Source organism: Aeromonas sp. XH, from assembly GCF_033348475.1.
Classification (GTDB): Bacteria; Pseudomonadota; Gammaproteobacteria; order Enterobacterales; family Aeromonadaceae; genus Aeromonas; species Aeromonas sanarellii.
Window position 1 is genome coordinate 3,340,329 of record NZ_CP137630.1, and the last position, 22,964, is coordinate 3,363,292.

The 22,964-nt window shown below is 65.0% G+C and carries 15 protein-coding genes and 1 pseudogene; 11 read left to right on the top strand and 5 right to left on the bottom strand.

What is annotated here, in order from left to right:
- Window positions 1-47 precede the first annotated feature (47 nt).
- The 6 genes and pseudogenes from R2B70_RS15355 (at window position 48) to fumC (ending at window position 8,407) form a co-directional block, all read left to right on the top strand.
- Window positions 48-1,356: pseudogene (locus tag R2B70_RS15355) on the top strand (endonuclease/exonuclease/phosphatase family protein).
- A gap of 153 nt (window positions 1,357-1,509) precedes the next feature.
- The gene (locus R2B70_RS15360) at window positions 1,510-3,204 is read left to right on the top strand and encodes a sensor histidine kinase (RefSeq protein WP_318161912.1); all 1,695 of its coding nucleotides are present in this window, start codon (window positions 1,510-1,512) and stop codon (window positions 3,202-3,204) included.
- The gene (gene btsR / locus R2B70_RS15365) at window positions 3,198-3,935 is read left to right on the top strand and encodes a two-component system response regulator BtsR (protein ID WP_318161913.1); all 738 of its coding nucleotides are present in this window, start codon (window positions 3,198-3,200) and stop codon (window positions 3,933-3,935) included. The genes R2B70_RS15360 and btsR overlap by 7 nt, the downstream gene beginning before the upstream one ends.
- 211 nt (window positions 3,936-4,146) lie before the next feature.
- A complete protein-coding gene (locus R2B70_RS15370; protein ID WP_318161914.1) occupies window positions 4,147-5,955 on the top strand; it encodes a carbon starvation protein A in 1,809 nt (602 codons plus the stop codon).
- Between the two features lie 216 nt (window positions 5,956-6,171).
- A complete protein-coding gene (gene pepE / locus R2B70_RS15375; protein WP_318161915.1) occupies window positions 6,172-6,936 on the top strand; it encodes a dipeptidase PepE in 765 nt (254 codons plus the stop codon).
- Window positions 6,937-7,015: 79 nt separating this feature from the next.
- Entirely contained in the window at window positions 7,016-8,407 is a 1,392-nt protein-coding gene (gene fumC / locus R2B70_RS15380; protein ID WP_318161916.1) for a class II fumarate hydratase, read from the top strand.
- An 85-nt stretch (window positions 8,408-8,492) separates the two neighbouring features.
- Here fumC and R2B70_RS15385 read toward each other — a convergent pair whose 3' ends face one another.
- Window positions 8,493-8,930 (bottom strand): VOC family protein, encoded by a 438-nt coding sequence (locus R2B70_RS15385; RefSeq protein ID WP_113724972.1) that lies wholly within the window; start codon window positions 8,928-8,930, stop codon window positions 8,493-8,495.
- 409 nt (window positions 8,931-9,339) lie between these two features.
- On the opposite strand from R2B70_RS15385, the gene putA reads away from it, so the two are divergent.
- Window positions 9,340-13,287: a trifunctional transcriptional regulator/proline dehydrogenase/L-glutamate gamma-semialdehyde dehydrogenase gene (gene putA / locus R2B70_RS15390; protein ID WP_318161917.1), complete on the top strand. Its 3,948-nt coding sequence runs from the start codon at window positions 9,340-9,342 to the stop codon at window positions 13,285-13,287.
- Between the two features lie 153 nt (window positions 13,288-13,440).
- On the opposite strand, the gene alr is transcribed toward putA, so the two are convergent.
- On the bottom strand, window positions 13,441-14,514 hold the full coding sequence (alr, locus tag R2B70_RS15395) for an alanine racemase (protein ID WP_318161918.1): 1,074 nt from the start codon (window positions 14,512-14,514) through the stop codon (window positions 13,441-13,443).
- Between the two features lie 134 nt (window positions 14,515-14,648).
- Entirely contained in the window at window positions 14,649-16,043 is a 1,395-nt protein-coding gene (gene dnaB / locus R2B70_RS15400) for a replicative DNA helicase (RefSeq protein ID WP_318161919.1), read from the bottom strand.
- A 422-nt stretch (window positions 16,044-16,465) separates the two neighbouring features.
- Here dnaB and R2B70_RS15405 point away from each other — a divergent pair, with 422 nt between their 5' ends.
- Window positions 16,466-17,320, top strand: coding sequence for a Tim44-like domain-containing protein (locus R2B70_RS15405; RefSeq protein ID WP_318161920.1), 855 nt, complete (start codon window positions 16,466-16,468; stop codon window positions 17,318-17,320).
- A gap of 348 nt (window positions 17,321-17,668) precedes the next feature.
- Here R2B70_RS15405 and ushA read toward each other — a convergent pair whose 3' ends face one another.
- Window positions 17,669-19,399, bottom strand: coding sequence for a bifunctional UDP-sugar hydrolase/5'-nucleotidase UshA (gene ushA / locus R2B70_RS15410; protein WP_318161921.1), 1,731 nt, complete (start codon window positions 19,397-19,399; stop codon window positions 17,669-17,671).
- Between the two features lie 249 nt (window positions 19,400-19,648).
- Between ushA and R2B70_RS15415 the strand changes: the two genes are divergently transcribed.
- The 3 genes from R2B70_RS15415 to R2B70_RS15425 all read left to right on the top strand — a co-directional run bounded on the left by R2B70_RS15415 (window position 19,649) and on the right by R2B70_RS15425 (window position 21,413).
- Window positions 19,649-19,987, top strand: a complete 339-nt coding sequence (locus tag R2B70_RS15415; protein ID WP_202211624.1) for a DUF2956 domain-containing protein — start codon at window positions 19,649-19,651, stop codon at window positions 19,985-19,987.
- 117 nt (window positions 19,988-20,104) lie between these two features.
- On the top strand, window positions 20,105-20,440 hold the full coding sequence (locus tag R2B70_RS15420) for a hypothetical protein (RefSeq protein WP_042074946.1): 336 nt from the start codon (window positions 20,105-20,107) through the stop codon (window positions 20,438-20,440).
- Window positions 20,441-20,546: 106 nt separating this feature from the next.
- Window positions 20,547-21,413 (top strand): tetratricopeptide repeat protein, encoded by an 867-nt coding sequence (locus tag R2B70_RS15425; protein ID WP_318161922.1) that lies wholly within the window; start codon window positions 20,547-20,549, stop codon window positions 21,411-21,413.
- Window positions 21,414-21,490: 77 nt separating this feature from the next.
- Here R2B70_RS15425 and R2B70_RS15430 read toward each other — a convergent pair whose 3' ends face one another.
- The gene (locus tag R2B70_RS15430; protein ID WP_216990885.1) at window positions 21,491-22,897 is read right to left on the bottom strand and encodes a sigma-54-dependent transcriptional regulator; all 1,407 of its coding nucleotides are present in this window, start codon (window positions 22,895-22,897) and stop codon (window positions 21,491-21,493) included.
- Window positions 22,898-22,964: the final 67 nt, after the last annotated feature.

Below are 22,964 nucleotides of genomic sequence, written 5' to 3' on the forward strand. Positions count from 1 at the left end.
ACATTCCCCTGGAAATCCGGCAGGGTGCTGCCATTTTTCTGCCAAAGATGGCAGGCTGTCCCGGCCACCATGACGCCGAGACCAGCCATGATCCGCTTTGCCACCTTCAACCTCGCCTTCGATCGCACCGCCCCCGGCATGCTCGCCGGTGAACTGGCCCTGAGCCGCACCGAGCAGGATGCCCTGCTGGCCCGCCTCGCCGACGGCACCCTGAGCGGCGCCGAGAAGACCAGGGCCCTCGACGTGCAGCAGATCCGCAACGTCGCCGAAATCATCCAGCGCACCCGGCCGGACGTGTTGCTGCTGAGCGAATTCGACAATGATGGCAAGGGCAGCGACACCACGGACCTCAAAGCCTTCAACGCGAACTACCTGGCCCACGCCCAGCACGACGAGGTGAAGGCCATCGGCTACCCGGTGCTGCAGAACTTCGCCACCAACACCGGCCTGATGAGCGGCCATGACCTCAACCTGGACGGAAAGCGCAACAACGGGCCGGACGACGCCTGGGGCTTTGGCAACTACCACGGCCAGTACGCCTTCGCCGTCATGTCCCGGTATCCCATCGATACCAGGCAGATCCGCACCTTCCAGAAATTCAAGTGGAAGGATATGCCGGGCGAGAAGAACCCCGTCATCGACGACTGCAACAATGCCAGGGCGCCGATCCCGGCTGGCCGCCAGTGTGGCGATACCTGGTATGACGACGCCGCCTGGCAGGCCTTCCCGCTCTCATCCAAGAACCACGCCGACGTGCCGGTGCGCATCAGGCCGGGAGACAGGGAGGAGGTGATCCACTTCCTCATCTCCCACCCGACCCCGCCCATCTTCGGCAACGCGGCGCGCCACAACGTCAGGCGCAACCGCGCCGAGGTCGCCTTCTGGCAGGACTATGTGGAAGGGGCAAGCTACATGGTGGATGACGCCGGCAAGGCCGGTGGCCTGCCCGCGGGCGCCAAGTTCGTCATCGCCGGGGATCTCAATGCCGATCCCCAGATTGGCGATGGGGATCTCACCGCCATTCAGGATCTGCACAACCATGTGCTGGTCAATCAGGCCGTCACCAAGGGCGCCCTGATCCCGGTCAGCCAGGGCGGCCCCGAGTGCCTCGCCAGCCAGCCGGATCAGTGCAAGCGCAACAACAACCGCCCCACCCCAGAGCGCATCACCAGCAGCAGCGGCCTGCAGCTCGACCACGTGCTGCCCTCCGCCAACCTGAACGCGGTCGCCTCCGGCGTGTTCTGGCCGGCCAGCTTCGAGCCTGGCCACCACCTGGTGTATGACGCCAAGCTCGGCATCGCCAAGGGAGTCAGCTCGGATCACCGCCTGGTATGGGTCGACGTCGCGCTCGATTGACCGGCAGACAGGGCGAAGGGATGCCTTTGGCTCAGGGTGCCGGCAAATCTGTGCGCTGGCGCGCTATTCCGGCGCCCGCGGCTTGCGGCGCAAATCGGGGTTTGCTAATACTCCGCGTCCATTGGATGAGCATCCCTTTCGAGATAGTGTGCCGTGGCTTTCGAACAATTCGCGCTCGTGATATCTCTCTTCCAGCAGCTCTGCGTCTATCTGGTGATCGCCTGGCTGCTCTCCAAGACGCCGCTCTTCATGCCGCTCACTCAGGTGACCCTGAGCTGGCCCCACAAGATCCTCTGCTACCTCATCTTCTCCGGCTTCTGCGTCATGGGCACCTACTTTGGCCTCAGGGTCGAGGACTCCATCGCCAACACCCGCGCCATCGGCGCCGTGCTCGGCGGCATCGTCGGCGGCCCTGTGGTGGGCCTCCTGGTGGGGCTCACCGGCGGCATCCATCGCTACTCGCTGGGGGGTTTCACCGCCCTGGCCTGCACCTTCTCCACCATCGCCGAGGGGCTGCTCGGCGGCCTGGTGCACCGCCACTTCGTCGCCCGCCACCGGCTCGATCTGCTGTTCAGCCCCTGGGTGGTGGGCTCGGTAGCCCTCATCGCCGAGCTGATGCAGATGGGGATCATCTTGCTGGTGGCCCGTCCGTATGACGACGCCATCCACCTCATCGAGAACATCATCGCCCCCATGCTGGTGGCCAATACCCTGGGGGCCGCCATGTTCATGCGGATGATCCTCGATCACCGCGCCATGCTGGAGAAGTACTCGGTCGCCTTCTCCGCCCGCGCCCTCAAGATCGCCGAACGGGCGATGCGGGTGCTGGACAAGGGCTTCACCCAGCAGGCGTGCCAGCAGATGGCGCGCATCCTCTACGAGGAGACCGGGGTGGGCGCGGTGGCCATCACGGATCGGGAGAAGCTGCTCGCCTTTATCGGCATCGGCGAGGATCACCACCTGCCGGGCACCGCCATCAACTCGGCCCACACCTTCAAGGCGATCCAGCACAACGAGGTGGTCTATGCCGACGGCAACCTCATTCCCTACAGCTGCAACCTGCATCCCCAGTGCCGGCTCGGCTCCTCCCTGGTCATTCCGCTGCGGGGGGAAGAGGGGTCGGTGGTGGGCACCATCAAGCTCTACGAGCCCAAGCGCAAGTTCTTCTCCTCCATCAACCGCACCCTGGGGGAAGGGATTGCCCGGTTGCTCTCCGGCCAGATCCTGGCCAGCAAGTACAACGAGCAGAAGCGGCTGCTGGCCCAGTCGGAGATCAAGCTGTTGCAGGCGCAGATCAACCCGCACTTCCTGTTCAACGCCCTCAACACCCTGGCGGCGGTGATCCGGCGCGACCCCGAGGATGCCCGCACCCTGGTGCACCACCTCTCTACCTTCTTTCGCAAGAACCTCAAGCGGCAAGGGGACGAGGTGACCCTGGCCGACGAGCTGGAGCACGTGAACGCCTACCTGCACATCGAGCAGGCCCGCTTCGCCGAGCACCTGAGCGTGCAGATCCAGATCCCCGAACCGCTGCTGGAGAGCCGGCTGCCCACCTTCTCCCTGCAGCCCATCGTCGAGAACGCCATCAAGCACGGCATTTCCCAGATGTTCGAGCCCGGCAAACTGACCCTGACGGCGCGGCAGGAGGGCGAGCAACTGGAGCTGGAGGTCTGTGACAACGCCGGCCTCTATCAGGCCAACCGGGAGGAGAGCGGCCTTGGCATGAACATAGTGGACCGGCGCATCAAGGCCCGTTACGGCGCCGAGTACGGGGTCACCATTCACTGCGAGCCCCATCAATCCACCCGGGTGAGGATCACCCTTCCCCTGCAGGAGAGCCCATGCTGACCGCCCTGATCGTCGACGATGAACCCCTCGCCCGCGAGGAGCTGAGGCTGCTGCTGGAGCAGGCGGGCAACATCCGCCTGTTGGGGGAGTGTGCCCACGCCATGGAGGCGCTGCCCGCCATCCATCGCCTGAAACCCGACCTGCTGTTTCTCGACATCCAGATGCCGCGCATCAGCGGGCTGGAGCTGGTGAGCATGCTGGACCCCGATGTCCGCCCCCACATCGTCTTCATCACCGCCTACGACGACTTTGCCCTGCGCGCGTTCGAGGAGAATGCCCTCGACTACCTGCTCAAGCCGGTCACGGCAGAGCGGATGAACAAGGCGCTGGAGCGCATCCAGCGGCTGCTTTCGCCAAAGGGTGAGCTGGCGGGCCAGCCGCGGCCGGATCCGACCCGCATCGCCCAGCCCCTGCGCAGCATCCCCTGCAGCGGCCACAACCGCATTCTGTTATTGCCCCTTGGCGAGGTGGAGTTCGTCCACAGCGATCTCACCGGCAACAAGGTGGTGAGCGCCCAGCAGCAGGGCACCACAGAGCTGACCCTGCGCACCCTGGAGGAGAAGACCGGCTTCGTGCGCTGTCACCGCCAATACCTGCTCAACCCCGGCCAGATCCGTGAAATCCTGCTGCTGGACGGCGGCCTGGCGGAGGTGGTGACCCAGGGCGGTCACAAGGTGCCGGTGAGCCGGCGCTACCTCAAGCCCCTCAAGGAGCTGCTGGAGATCCCCTGAGGGGCGGGCCACTCGCCCCGTCCCCTGCCCGTTACCGCTCACCCGCTTCCCGCGCCCGCCGGCTCATCCCTCAAACCGCTCGGGGCCGCTTTTCTGCCGCTCGCGGGCAGCCCTCTGCCACTGACCCTTTCTGCGCTCCCCTTTCCCTGCCGCCTGCGTAGAGTGCAGCCTGAGCCCGGCCAGATTGGCCGCAGGAAAAGGAAACTCCGTCATGCAACACGCAATCACCTTCGTCATTGCGGCCCTCTGCATCCTCGCCATCGCCTATCGCCTCTACGGCGTGTTCTTTGTGCGCAAGGTGCTGATGGCCGACGACAAGCTGGTCACCCCCTCCCACCAACTGGAAGATGGCAAAAACTATGTGCCAACCAACAAGTGGGTCAACTTCGGCCAGCACTTCGCGGCCATCGCCGCCGCCGGCCCCCTGGTGGGCCCGGTCCTGGCCGCCCAGTACGGCTACCTGCCGAGCTTCCTCTGGCTGCTGATCGGCTGCGTCATCGGCGGCGCGGTGCACGACACCGTGGTGCTGTTCGCCTCCATGAAGCATCAGGGCAAGTCCCTCTCCGAGGTGGCCAAGGCCGAGCTCGGCCCCATCGCCGGCTGGTGCACGGGGCTCGCCATGCTGTTCATCATCACCATCACCATGGCGGGTCTCTCCATGGTGGTGGTGCACGCGCTGGAGCGTAACGCCTGGGGCGTGTTTGCGGTCTTCATGACCATCCCCATCTCCATGGTGGTGGGGATCTGGCACAAGCTGACCGGCAACCTGCAAGCCGCCTCCTGGGTGGGCTTCATCGCCGTGCTGGCCTGCGTCTTCTTCGGCCCCTACGTGCAGGAGAGCGCCTTCGGTGCCTGGCTGACCCTGCGCGCCGAGACCATCAGTCTGGCGCTGCCCATCTATGCCTTCTTCGCCACCGCCCTGCCGGTCTGGCTGCTGCTCACCCCGCGCGGCTACATCTCCAGCTTCATGAAGATCGGCGTGTTCGGCGCCCTGGTGATCGGCGTCATCTGCATCAACCCCGAGATCCAGTTCCCCGCCATGACCCAGTTCGTCCACGGCGGCGGCCCGGTACTGGGCGGCCCGGTCTGGCCCTTCATCTCCATCACCATCGCCTGTGGCGCCATCTCCGGCTTCCACGCCTTCATCGGCTCGGGCACCACCCCGAAACTGGTGGACAAGTGGAACGACATCCTGCCGGTCGCCTTCGGTGCCATGCTGGCCGAGTGCGTGGTGGGCGTGATGGCGCTGATCGCCGCCACCGCCCTGCACCCGGCGGACTACTTCGCCATCAACGCCACCCCGGAGGCCTTCGCCAAGCTGGGGATGCAGGTGGTGGACCTGCCCTTCCTCTCCCAGGAGATCGGCATGGATCTGAACGGTCGCACCGGCGGCGCCGTCACCCTGGCGGTGGGCATGTCCTACATCTTCACCAAGGTGCCCTGGTTCAGTAACCTCGCCTCCTACTTCTTCCAGTTCGTGGTGATGTTTGAAGCGGTCTTCATCCTGACCGCCGTCGACTCCGGCACCCGGGTCTCCCGCTACCTGATCCAGGACTTCTTCGGCGAGTTCTACCCGCCCCTCAAGCGCATCGACTGGATGCCGGGCGCCATCGGGGCCAGCGTGCTCGCCTGCGTGATGTGGGGGTATCTGCTGATGTCCGGCGATATCGGATCTGTGTGGGCGCTGTTCGGGGTCTCGAACCAGCTGATGGCCTCGGTGGGCCTCATCATAGGCGCCACCATCATCTTGCGACTGGCCCACAAGCGCCGCTACATGCTGACCTGCCTGATCCCGCTGGCCTACCTGTTCGTGACCGTCAACTACGCCGGTTACTGGATGATGCGCAACGTCTACTTCAACTCGGCCGCCAAGGGCTACAACCCGATGAACGGCGCCATCTCCCTCATCATGCTGGTGCTGGGGGCGCTGATCCTGATCTCCGCCCTGCGCAAGTGGAGCGAGCTGTGGAAGCTGCGCCAGCAGCCCGAGTTCCGGGTGGCCGAGGCGACCGCCTCCTGATCCGTCCAGCCCTCCTCGGACCCCGCCTCGGCGGGGTCTTTCATTGGCGCTGCGCATTCATCCATTGGCATTGACCCGCCCCTTCGCTGTGGTTGAATGGGTCCCCGGATCACAGAACCGCCCGGCCCGGGGTGCTAGCATGCCCCGACGGCCACTTGGCCGCACCGGCCCAAGTGATCCTCCCTCCTCCGCTTTCACCCTTTGAGGACAGCTTTCATGGAACTGCTTCTGCTCAGCAACGGCAAAACCACAGAACACCCCGGCCTGCTCGGCTGGGCCCGGGAGCGGGTACAAACCCTGCTCGCCCGCAAACAGGTCAAGCGCATCCTGCTCATCCCCTACGCGGTGATCCGCAGCGACTGGGACGCCCGCGCCTTCGAACTCAGCGAGAGCCTGGGGGTGAAGGCCATCAGCATCCACCAGTTCGACGATCCGGTGGATGCCATCCAGCGGGCCGACGCCATCTTCATCAGCGGCGGCAACACCTGGCGCCTGAACCAGCTGCTGCACGAATACGGCCTGGTGGTGCCCATCCAGCGTGCCGTGCGCGAGCGGGGCGTGCCCTATGTGGGCTGGAGCGCCGGCTGCAACGTGGCTACCCCCAGCATCCGCACCACCAACGACATGCCGGTGTGCAGCGCCGCCGTGCTGCCGGCGCTGGGCCTGTTCCCCGTGCAGATCAACCCCCACTACCTGGATGCCGGCATCAGCGGCCACATGGGGGAGACCCGGGACGAGCGGCTCGCCGAGTTCTGCGCCATCAACCCGAGCGAGTCCGTGGTGGCCCTGCGCGAAGGGAGCCTGCTTCAGGTAAGCGGCGAGCACGGCGGCGAGAGCATCGAATACTGGAGCGCCCGGGGCGAGGGCTTCAAGATCTTCAAGCACGGTGAGACCACCCAGGAGTTCATCACGGCCGCCCCCCTGGCCGGGCTGACACCGTTTCACCCCCTGGCCGGGGCCATGACGACCGCGGCGACCTGAGCGTCCGCCTGCGGGATTTGCCATGCTGTGAGGAGCAAGGGATCTTCCCTCGCCCCTTTTCCTGCCGGCGGGAGGCACCATGACCACCAGGATTGAACACGACAGCCTCGGGGAGATCGCCGTCCCGGTCGATCGGCTCTGGGGCGCCCAGACCCAGCGCTCCCTGCACCACTTCAACATCTCGGGGGAGCGCCAGCCCAGGGAGATCATTCATGCCCTGGCCCGCATCAAGTCCGCCTGCGCCCGGGTCAATCACGCCCTGGGACTGCTGCCCGCGCGCAAGGCCCAGGCCATCATGGCGGCCGCCGACGAGATCCTGTGCGGCCAGCACGACGCCGAGTTTCCCCTGATGGTGTGGCAGACCGGCTCCGGCACCCAGACCAACATGAACCTCAACGAGGTGCTGGCGAACCGGGCCAGCGAGCTGCTCGGCGGCCCCCGTGGCGAGGGGCGGCTGGTGCACCCCAACGACGAGGTGAACAAGAGCCAGTCCAGCAACGACGTCTTCCCGAGCGCCATGAACCTGGCCGCCGTCACCGCCATCACGGGCCGGCTGCTGCCGGCGCTCGTCCCCCTGAAAGAGACCCTGGCGAGCAAGGCCGCCGCCTTCGACGACATCGTCAAGATAGGCCGCACCCACCTGCAGGACGCCACGCCCCTCACCCTGGGGCAGGAGATCTCCGGCTGGGTCGCCCAGCTCAGTCAGGGGGAGCGCCATATCCGGGCCGCCCTGCCCCATCTGTGCGAGCTGGCGCTGGGGGGCACGGCGGTGGGTACCGGCCTCAACTGCCCCCCAGGTTTCGCCGACGCGGTGGCCAGGACCCTGGCCGAGCAGACCGGTCTGCCGCTGGTGAGCGCTCCCAACAAGTTCGAGGCCCTGGCGGCGAGCGATGCCCAGGTCCATGCCCACGGCGCCCTCAAGACGCTGGCGGCCTCCCTCATGAAGATCGCCAACGACGTGCGCTGGCTCGCGAGCGGCCCCCGCAGCGGACTGGGGGAACTCATCATTCCGGAAAACGAGCCCGGCTCCTCCATCATGCCCGGCAAGGTCAACCCGACCCAGTGCGAGGCGCTCACCATGCTGTGCGCCCAGGTGATGGGCAACGACGTGGCCATCAACCTCGGCGGCGCCAGCGGCAACTTCGAGCTCAACGTGTTCAGGCCGATGATCGCTTACAACTTCCTGCAGAGCGTGCGGCTGCTGGCGGACGGCATGCAGAGCTTCCACGAGCACTGCGCCCTCGGCATCACGGCGAACCGGGCGCGCATCGACGAGCTGCTGACCCGCTCCCTGATGCTGGTGACGGCCCTCAACCCCCACATCGGCTACGACAAGGCGGCGGAGATCGCCAAGCGGGCGCACCACGAAGGCGTGAGTCTGCGGGAGGCGGCCATCGCCTCCGGCCACCTCACGGCCCAGCAGTTCGACGCCTGGGTGGTGCCCGCCGACATGGTGGGGAAGGGCAAATAAGGCGCTTATTCGAGAGCACGGATAGCGGGAGCGCGAATAAGCAGAAGGGGCGCCGCGGCGCCCCTTCCCATTCACCGGCAGAGATTCAGCTCTTGCTCTCGCAGTTGAACATCCAGTGGGTGCCGAACTTGTCCACCAAGGATCCGAAATAGGCCCCCCAGAACATCTCCGCCAGCGGCATCTCCACCTTGCCCCCTTCGGCCAGGGCCGCAAACAGGCGATCGGTCTCGGCCCGGCTGTCCGGCTCCAGGTTGAGGTAGCTGTTGTTGCCCTGCACCAGGGTGAAGCCCATGCTGGCCGGGGCATCGGTGCCCATCAGCACGTGGCCGCCGAGGATGGGCAGCGCCACGTGCATCACCAGCTCCCCGTCTTCCTCAGACAGAGGGGGCTGGTCCGGGCAGCCGGGGGCATCCTTGAAGCGGTGGATGGGACCGGCGAAATCGCCGCCGAACACCTCGCGATAGAAGAGGAAGGCCGCCTCCGTCTCCCGGGCAAAATTGAGATAGGTACTGACACGCGCCATGGGTTTCTCCTTGTCACCGATAGCTGGCCCCTTTGGCCAGCTATCAGCATAGAAGAGCCCGGTCATTGCCAGGCCCAGATCCGCTTGTCCCCCTCTATATGGGGCAGAGGGCGTCGGCTCCCTCATCGGTACAGAGTCGGTCTCACCCGCAAAAAGAGCAACCCGCCCCAAGGTGGGTTGCACCTCCCTCCCCGCTCATAAGATATATCTCCAAGCCATTAATAATGCAGTGAAAAAATGGCGAGTAGCGATGTTGAAGGGAGTCTTACGGAAATGGGCGTGATGGATAAATTCAACAATGTAGCCAGTACATTAAAATTTCTTGCTTGAAGGTTGCACCTGGTTGCACCATTATCGGCAAAATTTAACCATCCGGTAATATTGTTACCTTCTAGACACAGGAAGTCCCATGGCCACTACCACCCTCGGCGTCAAACTCGATGAAGCGACCCGCGACCGCCTCAAGCAGGCGGCGCAGACCCTGGATCGCACCCCCCACTGGCTGATCAAGCAGGCCATCTTCACCTATCTGGAGCAGCTGGATCGCGGCCTGACCCCGCCCGAACACTCCGGACTGGCCGCCGCCGCAGGGGACGAGCCGGTCGAGGCCCTGACCGAGCAGGGGATCCAGGTCTTCCTCGAGTTCGCCGAGAGCATTCTGCCCCAGTCCGTGCTGCGCGCCGCCATCACGGGGGCCTATCGTCGCCCCGAGACCGAGGCCGTCCCCATGTTGCTGGAGCAGGCCCGCCTGCCCAAGGAGAAGGCCGACGCCACCCAGAAGCTCGCCATGAGCATCGCCGAGAAGCTGCGCAACCAGAAGAGCGCCAGCGGCCGTCAGGGCCTGGTGCAGGGGCTGCTGCAGGAGTTCTCCCTCTCCTCCCAGGAAGGGGTGGCCCTGATGTGCCTGGCGGAGGCGCTGCTGCGCATCCCCGACAAGGCGACCCGCGACGCCCTCATTCGCGACAAGATCAGCGGCGGCAACTGGAGCCAGCACCTGGGCCAGAGCACCTCACTGTTCGTCAACGCCGCCTCCTGGGGCCTGCTCATCACCGGCAAGCTGGTGGCCACCCACAACGAGGCGGGGCTCAACAGCTCCCTCAAGGGGCTGATCGGCAAGGGCGGTGAGCCGCTGATCCGCAAGGGCGTGGACATGGCGATGCGGCTGATGGGGGAGCAGTTCGTCACCGGCGAGACCATCGCCGAGGCGCTGGCCAATGCAGGCGCCATGGAGACCAAGGGCTTCCGCTACTCCTACGACATGCTGGGGGAGGCGGCCCTGACCGAAGAGGATGCCAAGCGCTATCTCGCCTCCTACGAGCAGGCCATCCACGCCATCGGCAAGGCCTCCCACGGCCGCGGCATCTACGAGGGCCCGGGCATCTCCATCAAGCTCTCCGCCCTGCACCCGCGCTACAGCCGCGCCCAGTACGATCGCGTCATGGAGGAGCTCTACCCCACCCTGCTGGGTCTGACCCAGCTCGCCAAGCAGTACGACATCGGCATCAACATCGACGCCGAGGAGGCCGATCGCCTGGAGATCTCGCTGGATCTGCTGGAGAAGCTCTGCTTCGATCCGAGCCTCAGCGATTGGAACGGCATCGGCTTCGTCATCCAGGCCTACCAGAAGCGCTGCCCCTATGTGATCGACTATGTGATCGATCTCGCCAAGCGCAGCCGCCACCGCCTGATGATCCGGCTGGTGAAGGGGGCCTACTGGGACAGTGAGATCAAACGCGCCCAGCAGGATGGCCTGGAAGGCTACCCCGTCTACACCCGCAAGCCCTACACGGATGTCTCCTATCTCGCCTGCGCCCGCAAGCTGCTGGCGGTGCCGGAAGCTATCTACCCGCAATTCGCCACCCACAACGCCCACTCCCTGTCGGCGATTTACCAACTCGCCGGTCAGAACTACTACCCTGGCCAGTACGAGTTCCAGTGCCTGCACGGCATGGGTGAGCCGCTCTACGAGCAGGTGGTCGGCAAGGTCGCCGACGGCAAGCTCGGTCGCCCCTGCCGCATCTATGCGCCGGTCGGCAGCCACGAGACCCTGCTCGCCTACCTGGTGCGTCGCCTGCTGGAGAACGGGGCCAACACCTCCTTCGTCAACCGCATCGCGGACAACAGCATCTCCCTCCCGGATCTGGTGCAGGATCCGGTGCAGCAGATCGAGCAGATGGCCGCCCGTGAAGGGGCCCTGGGCCTGCCCCACCCGCGCATCCCCCTGCCCCGGGATCTCTACGGCCAAGCCCGCCCGAACTCCGCCGGCCTGGATCTCGCGAACGAACACCGCCTGGGGTCGCTCTCCGCCGCCCTGCTCGCCAGCACCAACACCGCCTATCAGGCGCTGCCCATGCTGGGTTGCGACACCGAGGCGCCGACCCAGTTCCAGCACGTGGTCAACCCGGCGGATCACCGCGACATCGTCGGTCAGGTGAGCGAAGCCACCACCGATCTGGTCGATCAGGCCCTCGCCTGCGCCCTGGCCAGCGGCCAGATCTGGCAGTCCACCCCGCCCGCCGAGCGCGCCGCCGTGCTGGAGCGCGCCGCCGATCTGATGGAGTCAGAACTGCAACCCCTGATGGGACTGCTGGTCCGTGAATCCGGCAAGACCTTCAGCAATGCCATCGCCGAGGTGCGCGAGGCGGTGGACTTCCTGCGCTACTACGCCGCCCAGGCGCGCAACCACTTCGCCAACGACAGCCACAGGCCGCTCGGCCCCGTGGTCTGCATCAGCCCCTGGAACTTCCCGCTGGCCATCTTCAGCGGCCAGGTGTGCGCCGCGCTCGCCGCCGGCAATACTGTGCTGGCCAAGCCTGCCGAGCAGACCCCCCTCATCGCGGCACAAGCGGTGCGCATCCTGCTGGAGGCGGGCGTGCCCGCCGGTGCGGTGCAACTGCTGCCGGGACGCGGCGAGACCGTGGGGGCGGCGCTGATCGCGGACGAACGTATCCGCGGGGTCATGTTCACCGGCTCCACCGAGGTGGCGGGCATCATCTCCCGCAACCTGGCCGGTCGCCTCGACGCCCAGGGGCGCACCATTCCCCTCATCGCCGAGACCGGCGGCCAGAACGCCATGATCGTCGACTCCTCCGCCCTCACCGAGCAGGTGGTGATGGACGTCATCTCCTCGGCGTTCGACAGCGCCGGCCAGCGCTGTTCCGCCCTGCGGGTGCTGTGCGTGCAGGACGACGTGGCGGAGCGGGTCACCACCATGCTCAAGGGCGCCATGGCCGAGTACAGGGTCGGCAGCCCCGAGCATCTCTCCACCGATATCGGCCCGGTCATCGACGCCGAGGCCAAGGCCAACATCGAGCGGCACATCAAGGCCATGGGCGACAAGGGGCGCAAGGTGCACCAGATCGCCCGCGTCCAGGGGGAGGCCTGCAGCCGTGGCACCTTCGTGCTGCCGACCCTGATCGAGCTCGACAGCCTGGACGAACTGGGCCGCGAGGTGTTCGGCCCCGTGCTGCACCTGGTGCGCTACCCCCGCGCCCGGCTCGGCGAGCTGCTCGCCCAGATCAACGACAGCGGCTACGGCCTGACGCTCGGGGTCCATACCCGGATCGACGAGACCATCGCCCAGGTGGTCAACACCGCCAAGGTGGGCAACCTCTACGTGAACCGCAACATCGTGGGCGCCGTGGTCGGGGTGCAGCCGTTCGGCGGCGAAGGGCTCTCCGGCACCGGCCCCAAGGCGGGCGGCCCGCTCTACATGTACCGCCTGCTCGGCGCCCGTCCCCAGGAGGCGGTGGCCAACCAGCTGAACCAGGAGTCCGGCGCCCTGCGGGCCGAGGCGAAGGCCCCCCTGCTGGCCCTGCGCAACTGGGCGAGCAAGCAGGATCCGGCTCTCGCCGCCCTGTGCGATCGCTACGCCACGCTCTCCCAGAGCGGCCGTACCCAGCTGCTGGCCGGCCCCACCGGCGAGCGCAACAGCTACAGCCTGCTGCCCCGGGAGACAGTGCTCTGCCTCGCCGAAGAGAAAGCGGATCTGCTGGCCCAGCTGGCCGCCTGTCTGGCGGTGGGCAGCCGGGTGCTGTGGCAGGACCACGCCCAGAACCGCACCCTGCTCTCTTCCCTGCCGACCGAGGTAAGGGATCGCATCGCGCTGGTGGCAAACTGGGCCACGGGCGAGGCTGACTTCGATGCCCTGCTGCACCACGGCGATTCGGATCAGCTGAGCGAGGTGAGCAAGCTCGCCGCCGCCCGCCAGACGGCGCGTAACTGCGCCATCATAGGCGTGCACGGCCTGCATCGCGGCGAGACCGACATCCCGCTGGAGCGGCTGCTCATCGAGCACGCCCTCTCGGTCAACACCGCCGCCGCGGGTGGCAACGCCAGCCTGATGACCATAGGCTAAGCGCCCACGACACTGACTCAAGCCCCGTCCATGCGGGGCTTGTTCTTTTCAGTCCCTTGCGCGCAGAAACAAAGAGGCCGCCCTGTTGGGGCGGCCTCTTTGTTTCCCCTTCTCCCCTTGAGGGAGAGGAGTCGGGGATGTGGAGCGACTCGTCTACACGTACTCCATAAACACCCGGGAGGTGAGCTTGGTGATGAGCTCATAGGGAATGGTCCCGATCCGGTCGGCCACCTGCTCCACCGGCAGCCCTTCACCCCAGAGCACCGCCTCGTCGCCGGCCTTGTCGGTGGCGCCGGGACCGAGATCCACCGTGGTCATGTCCATGGAGACCCGTCCCACCAGGGGCACGATGCGGCCGTTGATCAGCACCGGCGTGCCGTTGGGGGCCATGCGCGGATAGCCGTCGCCGTAGCCGATGGCGATCACCCCGAGCCGAGTATCGCGATCCGACACCCAGTTGGCGCCATAGCCCACCGGTTCGCCCGCCTTGTGATCCCGCACGGCAATCAGCTGGGTCTTGAGGGTCATCACCGGCTTGAGGTCGTAATCCGCCGCCACCGTATTGGGGAAGGGGGAGACGCCGTAGAGGATCACGCCGGGGCGGATCCAGTCGCAGTGGGAGTCCGGCCAGGCCAGGATGCCCGCCGAGTTGGCCATGGCCCGCTCGCCCGCGAGCGGCGCAGTCAGCTGGCAGAACAGGTCGATCTGCTCGCGGGTGGTAGGTTGCTCCAGCTCATCGGAGCGGCTGAAGTGGGTCATGATGTTGAACGGCTGCACCACGTTCTCGCACCTGGCGAGCCGCTCGATAAAGGCGGGCATCTCGTCGGCCCGCACCCCGAGCCGGTGCATGCCGGTGTCGAGCTTGAGCCAGGCCACCACGGGGGCAGGCAGCTCGGCCTGCTCCAGCGCCTCGAGCTGCTCCCAGGTGTGCACCGCGGTCTGCAGGTTGTTGGCCGCCAGCACCGGCAGATCGGCGGCGCTGAAGAAGCCTTCCAGCAGCACTATGGGCTTGACCACGGCGCAGGAGCGCAGCATCAGCGCCTCCTCGATGCGGGCCACCGCGTAGGCGTCCGCATCCACCAGGGTGCGGGCCACCGGCAGCAGCCCATGGCCATAGGCGTTGGCCTTGACCACGGCGATGATCTTGCATTGGGGGGCGTGGCGTTTCACCACGGCGAGGTTGTGGCGCAGGGCCGCTGTATTGATCTGGGCGATAGCCGCTTTCATCTGTTTTCCCTTACGAGGGCATGATATTCAGGCACCGGGGGGTGTCAGCCCTCAAATCTCATCGTCTAAGGCCGGACCGGCAGAATTGTCGAACCGGGAAAACTGTGTCTGGAAGCCGGGAGCAGGCTCCCGGCTTAGTAGTCATCGTCAAACGCCGGACCCGCGTAGTTGTCAAAGCGCGAGAACTGCCCCTGGAAGGTAAGCCGCACACGACCGATGGGGCCGTTACGCTGCTTGCCGATGATGATCTCGGCGATCCCCTTGTCGGGGCTGTCGTCGTGATAGACCTCGTCGCGGTAGATGAACATGATCAAGTCCGCATCCTGCTCGATGGAGCCGGATTCACGAAGGTCCGAATTGACCGGGCGCTTGTCGGCCCGCTGTTCCAGGCTTCGGTTGAGCTGGGAGAGCGCCACCACGGGGCACTGCAGCTCTTTCGCCAGCGCCTTGAGGGAGCGGGAGATTTCACCGATCTCCAGGGTACGGTTGTCGGAGAGGCTGGGCACCCGCATCAGCTGCAGGTAGTCCACCATGATCATGCTGATGCCGCCATTGTCCCGCGCCACCCGGCGGGCGCGCGAGCGCACTTCGGTCGGGGTCAGGCCGGAGGAGTCGTCGATGTACATCTTGCCCTTCTCCAGCAGCAGCCCCATGGTGGAGGAGAGCCGCGCCCAGTCCTCGTCGTCGAGCTGACCGGTCCGCACCTTGGTCTGGTCGATGCGCCCCACCGAGGCGAGCATACGCATGATGATCTGCTCCGAGGGCATCTCCAGGGAGAAGATGAGCACCGGCTTGTCGGCGGTGAGGGCCGCGTGCTCGCACAGGTTCATGGCAAAGGTGGTCTTGCCCATGGAGGGACGAGCCGCGACGATGACGAGATCCGAGCGCTGCAGGCCGGCGGTCATCTTGTCCAGATCGTTGTAGCCCGAGGAGACGCCGGTCACCCCGTTGTGAGGGGTCTTGAACAGCTCCTCAATCTTGTCGACGGTCTGCTCCAGAATGAGCTTCAGGGGCTGGGGGCCCTCGTTGGCGCTGGTGCGCTGCTCGGCGATCTGGAACACCTTGCTCTCGGCGAGATCCAGCAGATCGTTGGAGGTGCGACCCTGGGGCTCGTAGCCCGCTTCGACTATCTCGTTGGCGACCGCAATCATCTCCCGAACCACGGCACGCTCGCGCACGATCTCGGCGTAGGCGCTGATGTTAGCGGCACTCGGGGTGTTCTTGGCGATCTCCACCAGATAGGCGAAGCCACCGGCCTCTTCCAGCTGTTCGGAGCGCTCCAGCTCCTCCTGCAGGGTGATGAGGTCGATGGGGTTGCCCGCGTTGGAGAGGCGGGTCATGGCCTGGAAGATGAGGCGGTGCGGGCGGCTGTAGAAATCCTTGTCGATCACCCGCTCGGCGACCCTATCCCAGGCCTCGTTGTCCAGCATCAGGCCGCCCAGTACGGACTGTTCGGCCTCGAAGGAGTGGGGGGGGACTTTCAGCTGTTGTGTCTTGGCGTCTTTTTTCGCCGTCACTTGCTCTGCCATACACATAAAAACCGCAGCGGGAAGGGGACGGGAATTTTACAAAAGAAACCCCGCCATCGCGAGCGCTAATGCGCGTATTCACCTCATCCGGTGACAAGCCAGGACGCAGGTGCAATCGGATTCACGGACTCCCGGGCTCCTGTTGTAGTTCACAGTACGAGAAAGGGCCATACCAGGGTCTGGTCTTTCACCTTGGCTCTTTGCTTGTTGCGCAACCTGCGCACCGAGCGGCTCGGCCGTCTGTTTCTCATGGGCGCCTCCTATGGCGGACGGGTCAATCTGTTCATGAATAATTCATGCCATCCATGTTAATCATAACCGCAAGCTGCAACACAAAAAGGGACAGGCAGCCTGCCATGCGCCTCGCTGAGCTTGCACAAGCAGAGCATGCCCCCACCTACATGAGAGTGAAAGAGTCAAAAATGAAAAAGATGCTGACCCTGTTTGCCCTGATCCTGGCCATCGGCCTCGGGGCCCCCATCGCCGAGGCCAAGAAGTTTGGCGGCGGCAAATCCTTCGGCAAGAGCTACAAGACGGCCCCGGCCCAGCCTGCGGCCAAGCCGGTGGACACCCAGAACCCGACCATGGGCGCCCAGGCACCCAAGAAGGGCGGCATGATGGGCGGCCTGCTTGGCGGTCTGCTGGCCGGCGGCCTGTTCGCCTACCTGCTGGGCAGCGGTGCCTTTGAAGGCATGCAGGGCATGGACTTCCTGCTGATCGCCCTGCTGGCCCTGGGCGGCGTCTTCCTTTTCCGCGCCCTGCGCAAGAACAAGGCGGCGACGGCCCAGCCACAGACGGCCTATGCCGGCTACCAGCCGCCCCAGAGCGCAGCGCCGCAGCAGTTCGAGCAGAGCCACGGCGCCCCGCAGGCCACCGGCTTTGCCGACAGCGACGTGCCCTTCCGCCTGCCGCCGGGCTTTGACATGAACGGCTTCCTGGCCGGCGCCCGCGATCACTATCGCACCCTGCAAGAAGCCTGGAACAAGAACGATCTGGAGAAGGTACGGGAGTACGTGAGCCCGGAACTGTTCGAACACCTCAAGGCCGAGCGCGCCGAACTGGTGGGCGATCAGCACACCGAGGTGATGTACGTGGACACCCAGCTGGTGCGCGCCGACTACGGCAGCGACTGGGCCCAGGTCAGCGTGCGCTTCAGCGGCCGCTACATGGACCGTCAGGAGCAGGTCGAGGAGGACATCAAGGAGGTGTGGCACCTCGAGCGCAACCTGGCCAAGGACAATGCCCCCTGGCACATCGTCGGCATCGAGCAGCTGTAACAGCAGCCCCTCCGGTGACATCAACAAGGCGACCCTGGGGTCGCCTTTTTTATTCTGTCCGGCCCATCGCGCTGGTGCCTGGCCGACGAGCACCGCCAGTCAGCGCGATGAAGCGTGCCGATGTTGATGGCACACCCACAGCTCAGTCGGGAGGCTTCCACCCCGGCACCCAGGTTGCGAAGGTCAAAAAAAGAGGGAGGCATCATGCCTCCCTCTTGTCATTGGTTGCCAGTCAGGTCAGGAGCTGAGGCGGTGCGCCTCCCTCCCCCGTGACCGCGCCCAGGCGCATATCGCATCAGACAGCGCCTGAGCGGCGTTCACGCCATCGTCCCTGACCTCAACCGGGCATCAATTGCCAGTCACATCCGGACCACAGTTGTTGGCATTGGCCGGGTTGACGCTGTTGTTGATGAAGGTCACTTCCCCTGCCGGTTGATAGTCGGCAGCGTGGATCACCTGCTTGGACTCCATGTACTCCTTCAGCACCCCCGCATCGACCAGACCAGCATTGATGGTGTTGATGACGGGATACTTGTCCCCGCCAGCGGCGCTGAAGCTCGGAATGGCGAAGCTGTAAGTGGCATTGGCATCGAACGCCTTGCCGCCTATGGTGCTGATGGTGACGCTCTGGGCGCTGCAGTTGACCTCCATGCTGATGCCGCCAAACTGGGGATAGCCGCCGCCGGTCAGGGTGGCCACCTTGCCGAGATAGTCCACGAGATCGCTGCCCTTCATGGTGGCCTTGTTGACCGTATTGCCAAACGGGTGGACGGTCAGCACGTCACGATAGGCAATATCGCCGGTCTGGATGGAGGCACGCACCCCGCCCGAGTTCACGATGCCAAAATCAGCGCTCAGCTTTTGCGCCGTGGCCGTGGTAATAAGGCGTCCCAGATTGGTCTGCATATAACGGACCGTCTTGCGTTCCCCCATCAGGAGATCATCCGTGGAGGCAATTTTCACGCCCAATTCGGCCTCTCCCTTTTCCTGGAATACTTGCAAGGTCGCGTTCAGCTCGGGATCCTTGATTATTTCGTCCTGAATGAACTGAACATTTCCGTTGTCATCTTTAATGGCGTTGTTTTTCCCATCGCGCTGCACCAGATTGACCGGAATAAGCTCGTAGCCTGTCAATGTCAGCTTGCCATTCTGATAATCAAACTGGGCACGCCCCACATATTTCCCCCACTCGTGGGCCTGCATGATCCAGGTACCGTTCTGCTGATCCGGCTGACAGTCGTCGCCCGGCTTGAAGTCCGCATACTGGTCCGGCGTGCCCGGCTCCATGCAGACCGGGTTCTGGGAGTGGCCGCCGATGATGGCATCCAGGGTGCCGGCCGGCAGTGCGCGGGCCATCTCCACATCCCCGGGCGCGTTGCTGCCGTGCTGGCCATCCGCATAGTGGCCCATGTGGGTGATGGCGAAGACCAGGTTCGCCTCCTTGCTGTCGCGGATCTCCTTGCCCAGCTTGCCCGCCTCCGTGGTCGGATCGCGGAACTCCAGGGTCTTGACGTTGTTGGGATCCACCAGCTGGGCGGTGTCTTCCGTGGTCAGGCCCAGCACGGCCACCTTGAGGCCGTTGTCCAGCTTGAACACCTTGTAGGGATCGAAGTAGCGCTGACCGCTGGTCTTGTCATAGATGTTGGCGGACAGCATGGGGAACTGGGCCCAGTCACGCTGTTTCTCAAGGACGCTCAAGGGGTTGTCGAACTCGTGGTTGCCCACCGCCATGGCATCGTAGCGAATGCTGTTCATGCCGATGAAATCGGGCTCGGCGTCTTGCAGGTCGGACTCGGGTACCCCGGTGTTCACGTCACCGCCGGAGAGCACCAGCACTTCGCTGCCCGCCGCCTTGGCCTCCGCGCGCAGGCGCTCGACCAGGGTCTTCTGCGCCGCCATGCCATATTCACCATCGGCGTTGTGCCAGAAACGGCCGTGGGTATCGTTGGTGTGGAGGACGGTCAGTTTGCAGACATTTTCGGTACAGGGGGCGACACTTTCATTTTGTGAGGTATTACAGCCGCTCAAGGCGGCGAGCACTGCCAGTGCGATACTTCCTTTGACCAATTTATAATTCATTTCCATATCACCTTGTTATTTTGTTATTGGATGACCCCTTCTTGGGTCGGGCGGTAATATAACAAACAACATGTGACGGTTTTTCATCGGCGACTCACAAATTCCGCCAAATGTGATCATTCGCGCAACCTGTTTCCCCTATTTGGCTCAGCCACCGCTGTGCCAGCCGCGCATTTCGCCGCGACATGGCAGCCCGCCGGAAACAGTTATGGCATACTGCCCGCCAATCAATGCCAAGGAGTGCCTGGAATGGCCAAGTACGACAAAATTTCCCCCGAGACCCAGCAGGAGGCGATGAAGATCGCCCGCGCCAACCAGAAGCCGGGGCAGACCAAGGAGCAGACCCAGCTGATCGCCCAGGGGATCCAGAAGGGCATAGACGAATACAAGAAACAGATGAAGGCCAAGGCCCGGGAGGCCAGCCGCCAGAAGAAGCTGCAAGCCAGGGCGAAGCAGGCCCCCCGAGAGGCACAGGAGGAGGAGAGCGAGGTCGAGGTGATCGAGATCCCCCGCCAGCATCCGCTGCCCTGGGTCTTGCTGGGACTGAGCTGGCTGGCGTTTGCCTGCCTCTGGTTCTGGCTGCGCTGATCCCGTCTTGGGCAAACCTTTGCCCTGGGATCGGCCTCACAGCCCGGGAGCGGGGAGCTGGTCATCCCTCGCCCGGACTGCTTACACTCTGCCCCCCTTGTCTGGAGACCCCTCATCATGAATCCGGCCCCGCTCTACCTGCTGGCTCCCCTTGCCCTCTTCCTCGTGACCCTGGTGCTCTATCGCATCTCCCCGCTGCGGGCGGTCGCCGCCGGGCACGCCCGCTGGTTTATCCTGCCCGCGTTCACCCTCTTCATCCTGCTCATCATCATCAACGGGGCGGCCGATCCCGCCTCGCGCAACCCGGCCTTCCACTGGCTGATGCCGGGGCTGGGCTTCGCCCTCAGCCTGTTCCCGGCCCTGCCCAAGGCGCTGGTGCCGCGCCTGGCCATCAAGGAGGGGGCCTTCGCCGCCCTCGGCCTGATGCTGATGAGCCTGGCCATGGTCTACTGACTCAGCCATATGGACATGACTCAAGGGGCGCTCTGTGACGGGCGCCCCTTGTACAAACAATGGCCGGCAGGCATCTTGGTGAGTGGATAACCGGCAAGGAGGCCAGATGGACAGTCCGCCCGATTTCATGGCGCAGTGGGATTACCAGGATCCCGCCGCCAGCGCCCTGCGTTTTCATGCCCTGCTGCCCGAGACGCGCGCCGCCGGCCTGCAGTGCGAACTGGAACTGCTCACCCAGATAGCCCGCACCCACTCCCTGCAACGCCAGTTTGCACAGGCGCACCAACTGCTCGACGAGATAGAACCCCGCCTCACCGAGACCACCCCGAGGGCCCGCCTGCGCGTCCTGCTGGAGCGCGGTCGCACCTTCAACTCCGCCGGCGACAAGGCCAGCGCCAGAGCCCTGTTTGAACAGGCCTGGCAGCAGGGGCTCAAGCACAAGGAGTTGTATCTTGCCATCGACGCCGCCCACATGATCGCCATCGCCGCCCCGCTGGAGGAGCAGAGCCGCTGGCACCTGCTGGCGATGGAACTGGCCGAGCGCAGTACCGATACAAAGGCGCGCGGCTGGCTCGCCACCCTCTACAACAATCAGGGCTGGACCCTGTTCGAGCTGGGGCGCCTCGACGAGGCCATCGCCTGTCAGCAAAAATGCCTGGCCTGGCACGAGCGGCACAACAATCAGGGCAAGGCCTTTATCGCCCGCTGGAGCCTGGCGCGCCTGAGCCGGGCCCAGGGGTTGCACGAGCAGGCCATGGCGGCACTGGCTCAGTTGCGGGCCGACATGGCCGCCGCCGGAGCTCCCGAGGACGGTTATCTGTTTGAAGAGCTGGGGGAGAATGCCCTGATACTGGAGGATACGGCAGCGGCCGAATACTTTGCCCGCGCCTGGTTTCTGCTGTCACAGGATGAGTGGTTCAAGGCCAACGAGGCAGAGCGGCTGGCCAGGCTCAAGCGCCTCGCCAAGCTCTAGCAAGACAACAGCGGGGCGGCCAATTGGCCGCCCCGCACACGAGCGCATCCGCCCAGGAGAACGGATGTCATCCCGCTTCAGGCCAGGCTCGCCTCTTCCCAGCTCTGCTTCTTGCGATAGATGGTGGAGGGACTGATCTCCAGCAGGGCCGCCGCCTTGGGGATGTTGCCATCACAACTGGCGATGGCCTGCTCGATGGCCTCCTTCTCCACCAGCCAGAGCGGGCGAACGGGAAGGCGGGCCTGCACGGGCACGACCGGGACGTCCGACGTCTCGGGCGCCGGGGCCGGCACCGCGAGCACGCGTCCACCATTGAGCGGGGGCGGCAGTATCTCCGGGCTCACCAGCTCGCGGTCGTTGAGCACCACTATGTTGCGCACCACGTTCTGCAGCTCGCGTACGTTGCCTGGCCAGGGGTAGTCGAGCAGCACCCGCACGGCGTCAGCATCGAAATCCTTGAAGCGCTTGTTCTCCTCCCTGGCATATCGCAGCAGGAGGTCGCGGGCCAGCAGCAGGATGTCTTCACCGCGCTCGCGCAGGGGTGGCAGGGGGAGCGGGATCACGTGCAGGCGATAATAGAGGTCCTCGCGAAAACGCCCCGCCTTCACCTCCACCAGGGGATCCCGGTTGGTGGCGCAGACGAAGCGCACGTCCACCGTCTCCAGCTTGCCGCTGCCGACCCGCTGCAGGGTGCCGGTCTGGATGAAGCGCAGCAGCTTGCTCTGCAGGTCGAGATCCATCTCGCAGATCTCGTCGAGGAAGAGAGTGCCACCGTCCGCCAGGCTGGCCGCCCCCTTGCGATCCCCCTGGGCACCGGTAAAGGAACCCTTCACGTGGCCGAAGATCTCGCTCTCCATCAGATCGTGGGGAATGGCGGCGCAGTTCAGCGCGATGAAGGGCTGCTCACGACGCGGGCTGCACTGGTGGATGGCCTCGGCGCACACCTCCTTGCCGGTGCCGCTCTCGCCGGTGATGAAGACGGTCGCCTTGCTTGGCGCCGCGCTCTCGATGATGCGGTAGACCGCCTGCATCGCCATGGAGGCGCCGATGAAGCCGGCAAAGGAGCTGCGCTCGAAGTTTTCCCTATACTGGGCCACCAGCGAGCTGAGCTGCTGGTGCTTGAGGGCATTGCGGGCCGTGGCGCACAGCCGCTTGCCGTCGAACGGCTTGGTCAGGAAGTCGAAGGCGCCGAATCGCATCGCCTCCACCGCCACGTCCACCGAGCCGTGGGCGGTGATCACCACCACGGAGCAGGGCAGTTGCCGCTCGGTGATCTGCTGCAGAATGTCCATGCCGGACATGTCGGGCAACTCCAGATCCAGCAGCACCACGGGTGGAGGGCTCGCCAGCAGCTGCGCCAGCGCCTGCTGGCCGCAATCGGCCAGCTGTACCTCATAGCCATCCTGGGCCAGGTACTGCTCATAGACGACGGCCAGACTGCGGGTATCTTCCACCAGCAGGACACGGGGTTTGCTTTCAGCCACGAGATCCATCCTTGCGCTTGATTTTGTTATCTATTCTGGGGGCTAGCCGCCGCACACTCAAGACGGG

Bases quoted from the DNA above. Each gene is read 5' to 3' on its own strand.
- btsR (WP_318161913.1), top strand. From the start codon at position 3,198: ATGCTGACCGCCCTGATCGTCGACGATGAACCCCTCGCCCGCGAGGAG.
- R2B70_RS15370 (WP_318161914.1), top strand. From the start codon at position 4,147: ATGCAACACGCAATCACCTTCGTCATTGCGGCCCTCTGCATCCTCGCC.
- pepE (WP_318161915.1), top strand. From the start codon at position 6,172: ATGGAACTGCTTCTGCTCAGCAACGGCAAAACCACAGAACACCCCGGC.
- fumC (WP_318161916.1), top strand. From the start codon at position 7,016: ATGACCACCAGGATTGAACACGACAGCCTCGGGGAGATCGCCGTCCCG.
- R2B70_RS15385 (WP_113724972.1), bottom strand. From the start codon at position 8,930: ATGGCGCGTGTCAGTACCTATCTCAATTTTGCCCGGGAGACGGAGGCG.
- putA (WP_318161917.1), top strand. From the start codon at position 9,340: ATGGCCACTACCACCCTCGGCGTCAAACTCGATGAAGCGACCCGCGAC.
- alr (WP_318161918.1), bottom strand. From the start codon at position 14,514: ATGAAAGCGGCTATCGCCCAGATCAATACAGCGGCCCTGCGCCACAAC.
- dnaB (WP_318161919.1), bottom strand. From the start codon at position 16,043: ATGGCAGAGCAAGTGACGGCGAAAAAAGACGCCAAGACACAACAGCTG.
- R2B70_RS15405 (WP_318161920.1), top strand. From the start codon at position 16,466: ATGAAAAAGATGCTGACCCTGTTTGCCCTGATCCTGGCCATCGGCCTC.
- ushA (WP_318161921.1), bottom strand. From the start codon at position 19,399: ATGAATTATAAATTGGTCAAAGGAAGTATCGCACTGGCAGTGCTCGCC.
- R2B70_RS15415 (WP_202211624.1), top strand. From the start codon at position 19,649: ATGGCCAAGTACGACAAAATTTCCCCCGAGACCCAGCAGGAGGCGATG.
- R2B70_RS15420 (WP_042074946.1), top strand. From the start codon at position 20,105: ATGAATCCGGCCCCGCTCTACCTGCTGGCTCCCCTTGCCCTCTTCCTC.
- R2B70_RS15425 (WP_318161922.1), top strand. From the start codon at position 20,547: ATGGACAGTCCGCCCGATTTCATGGCGCAGTGGGATTACCAGGATCCC.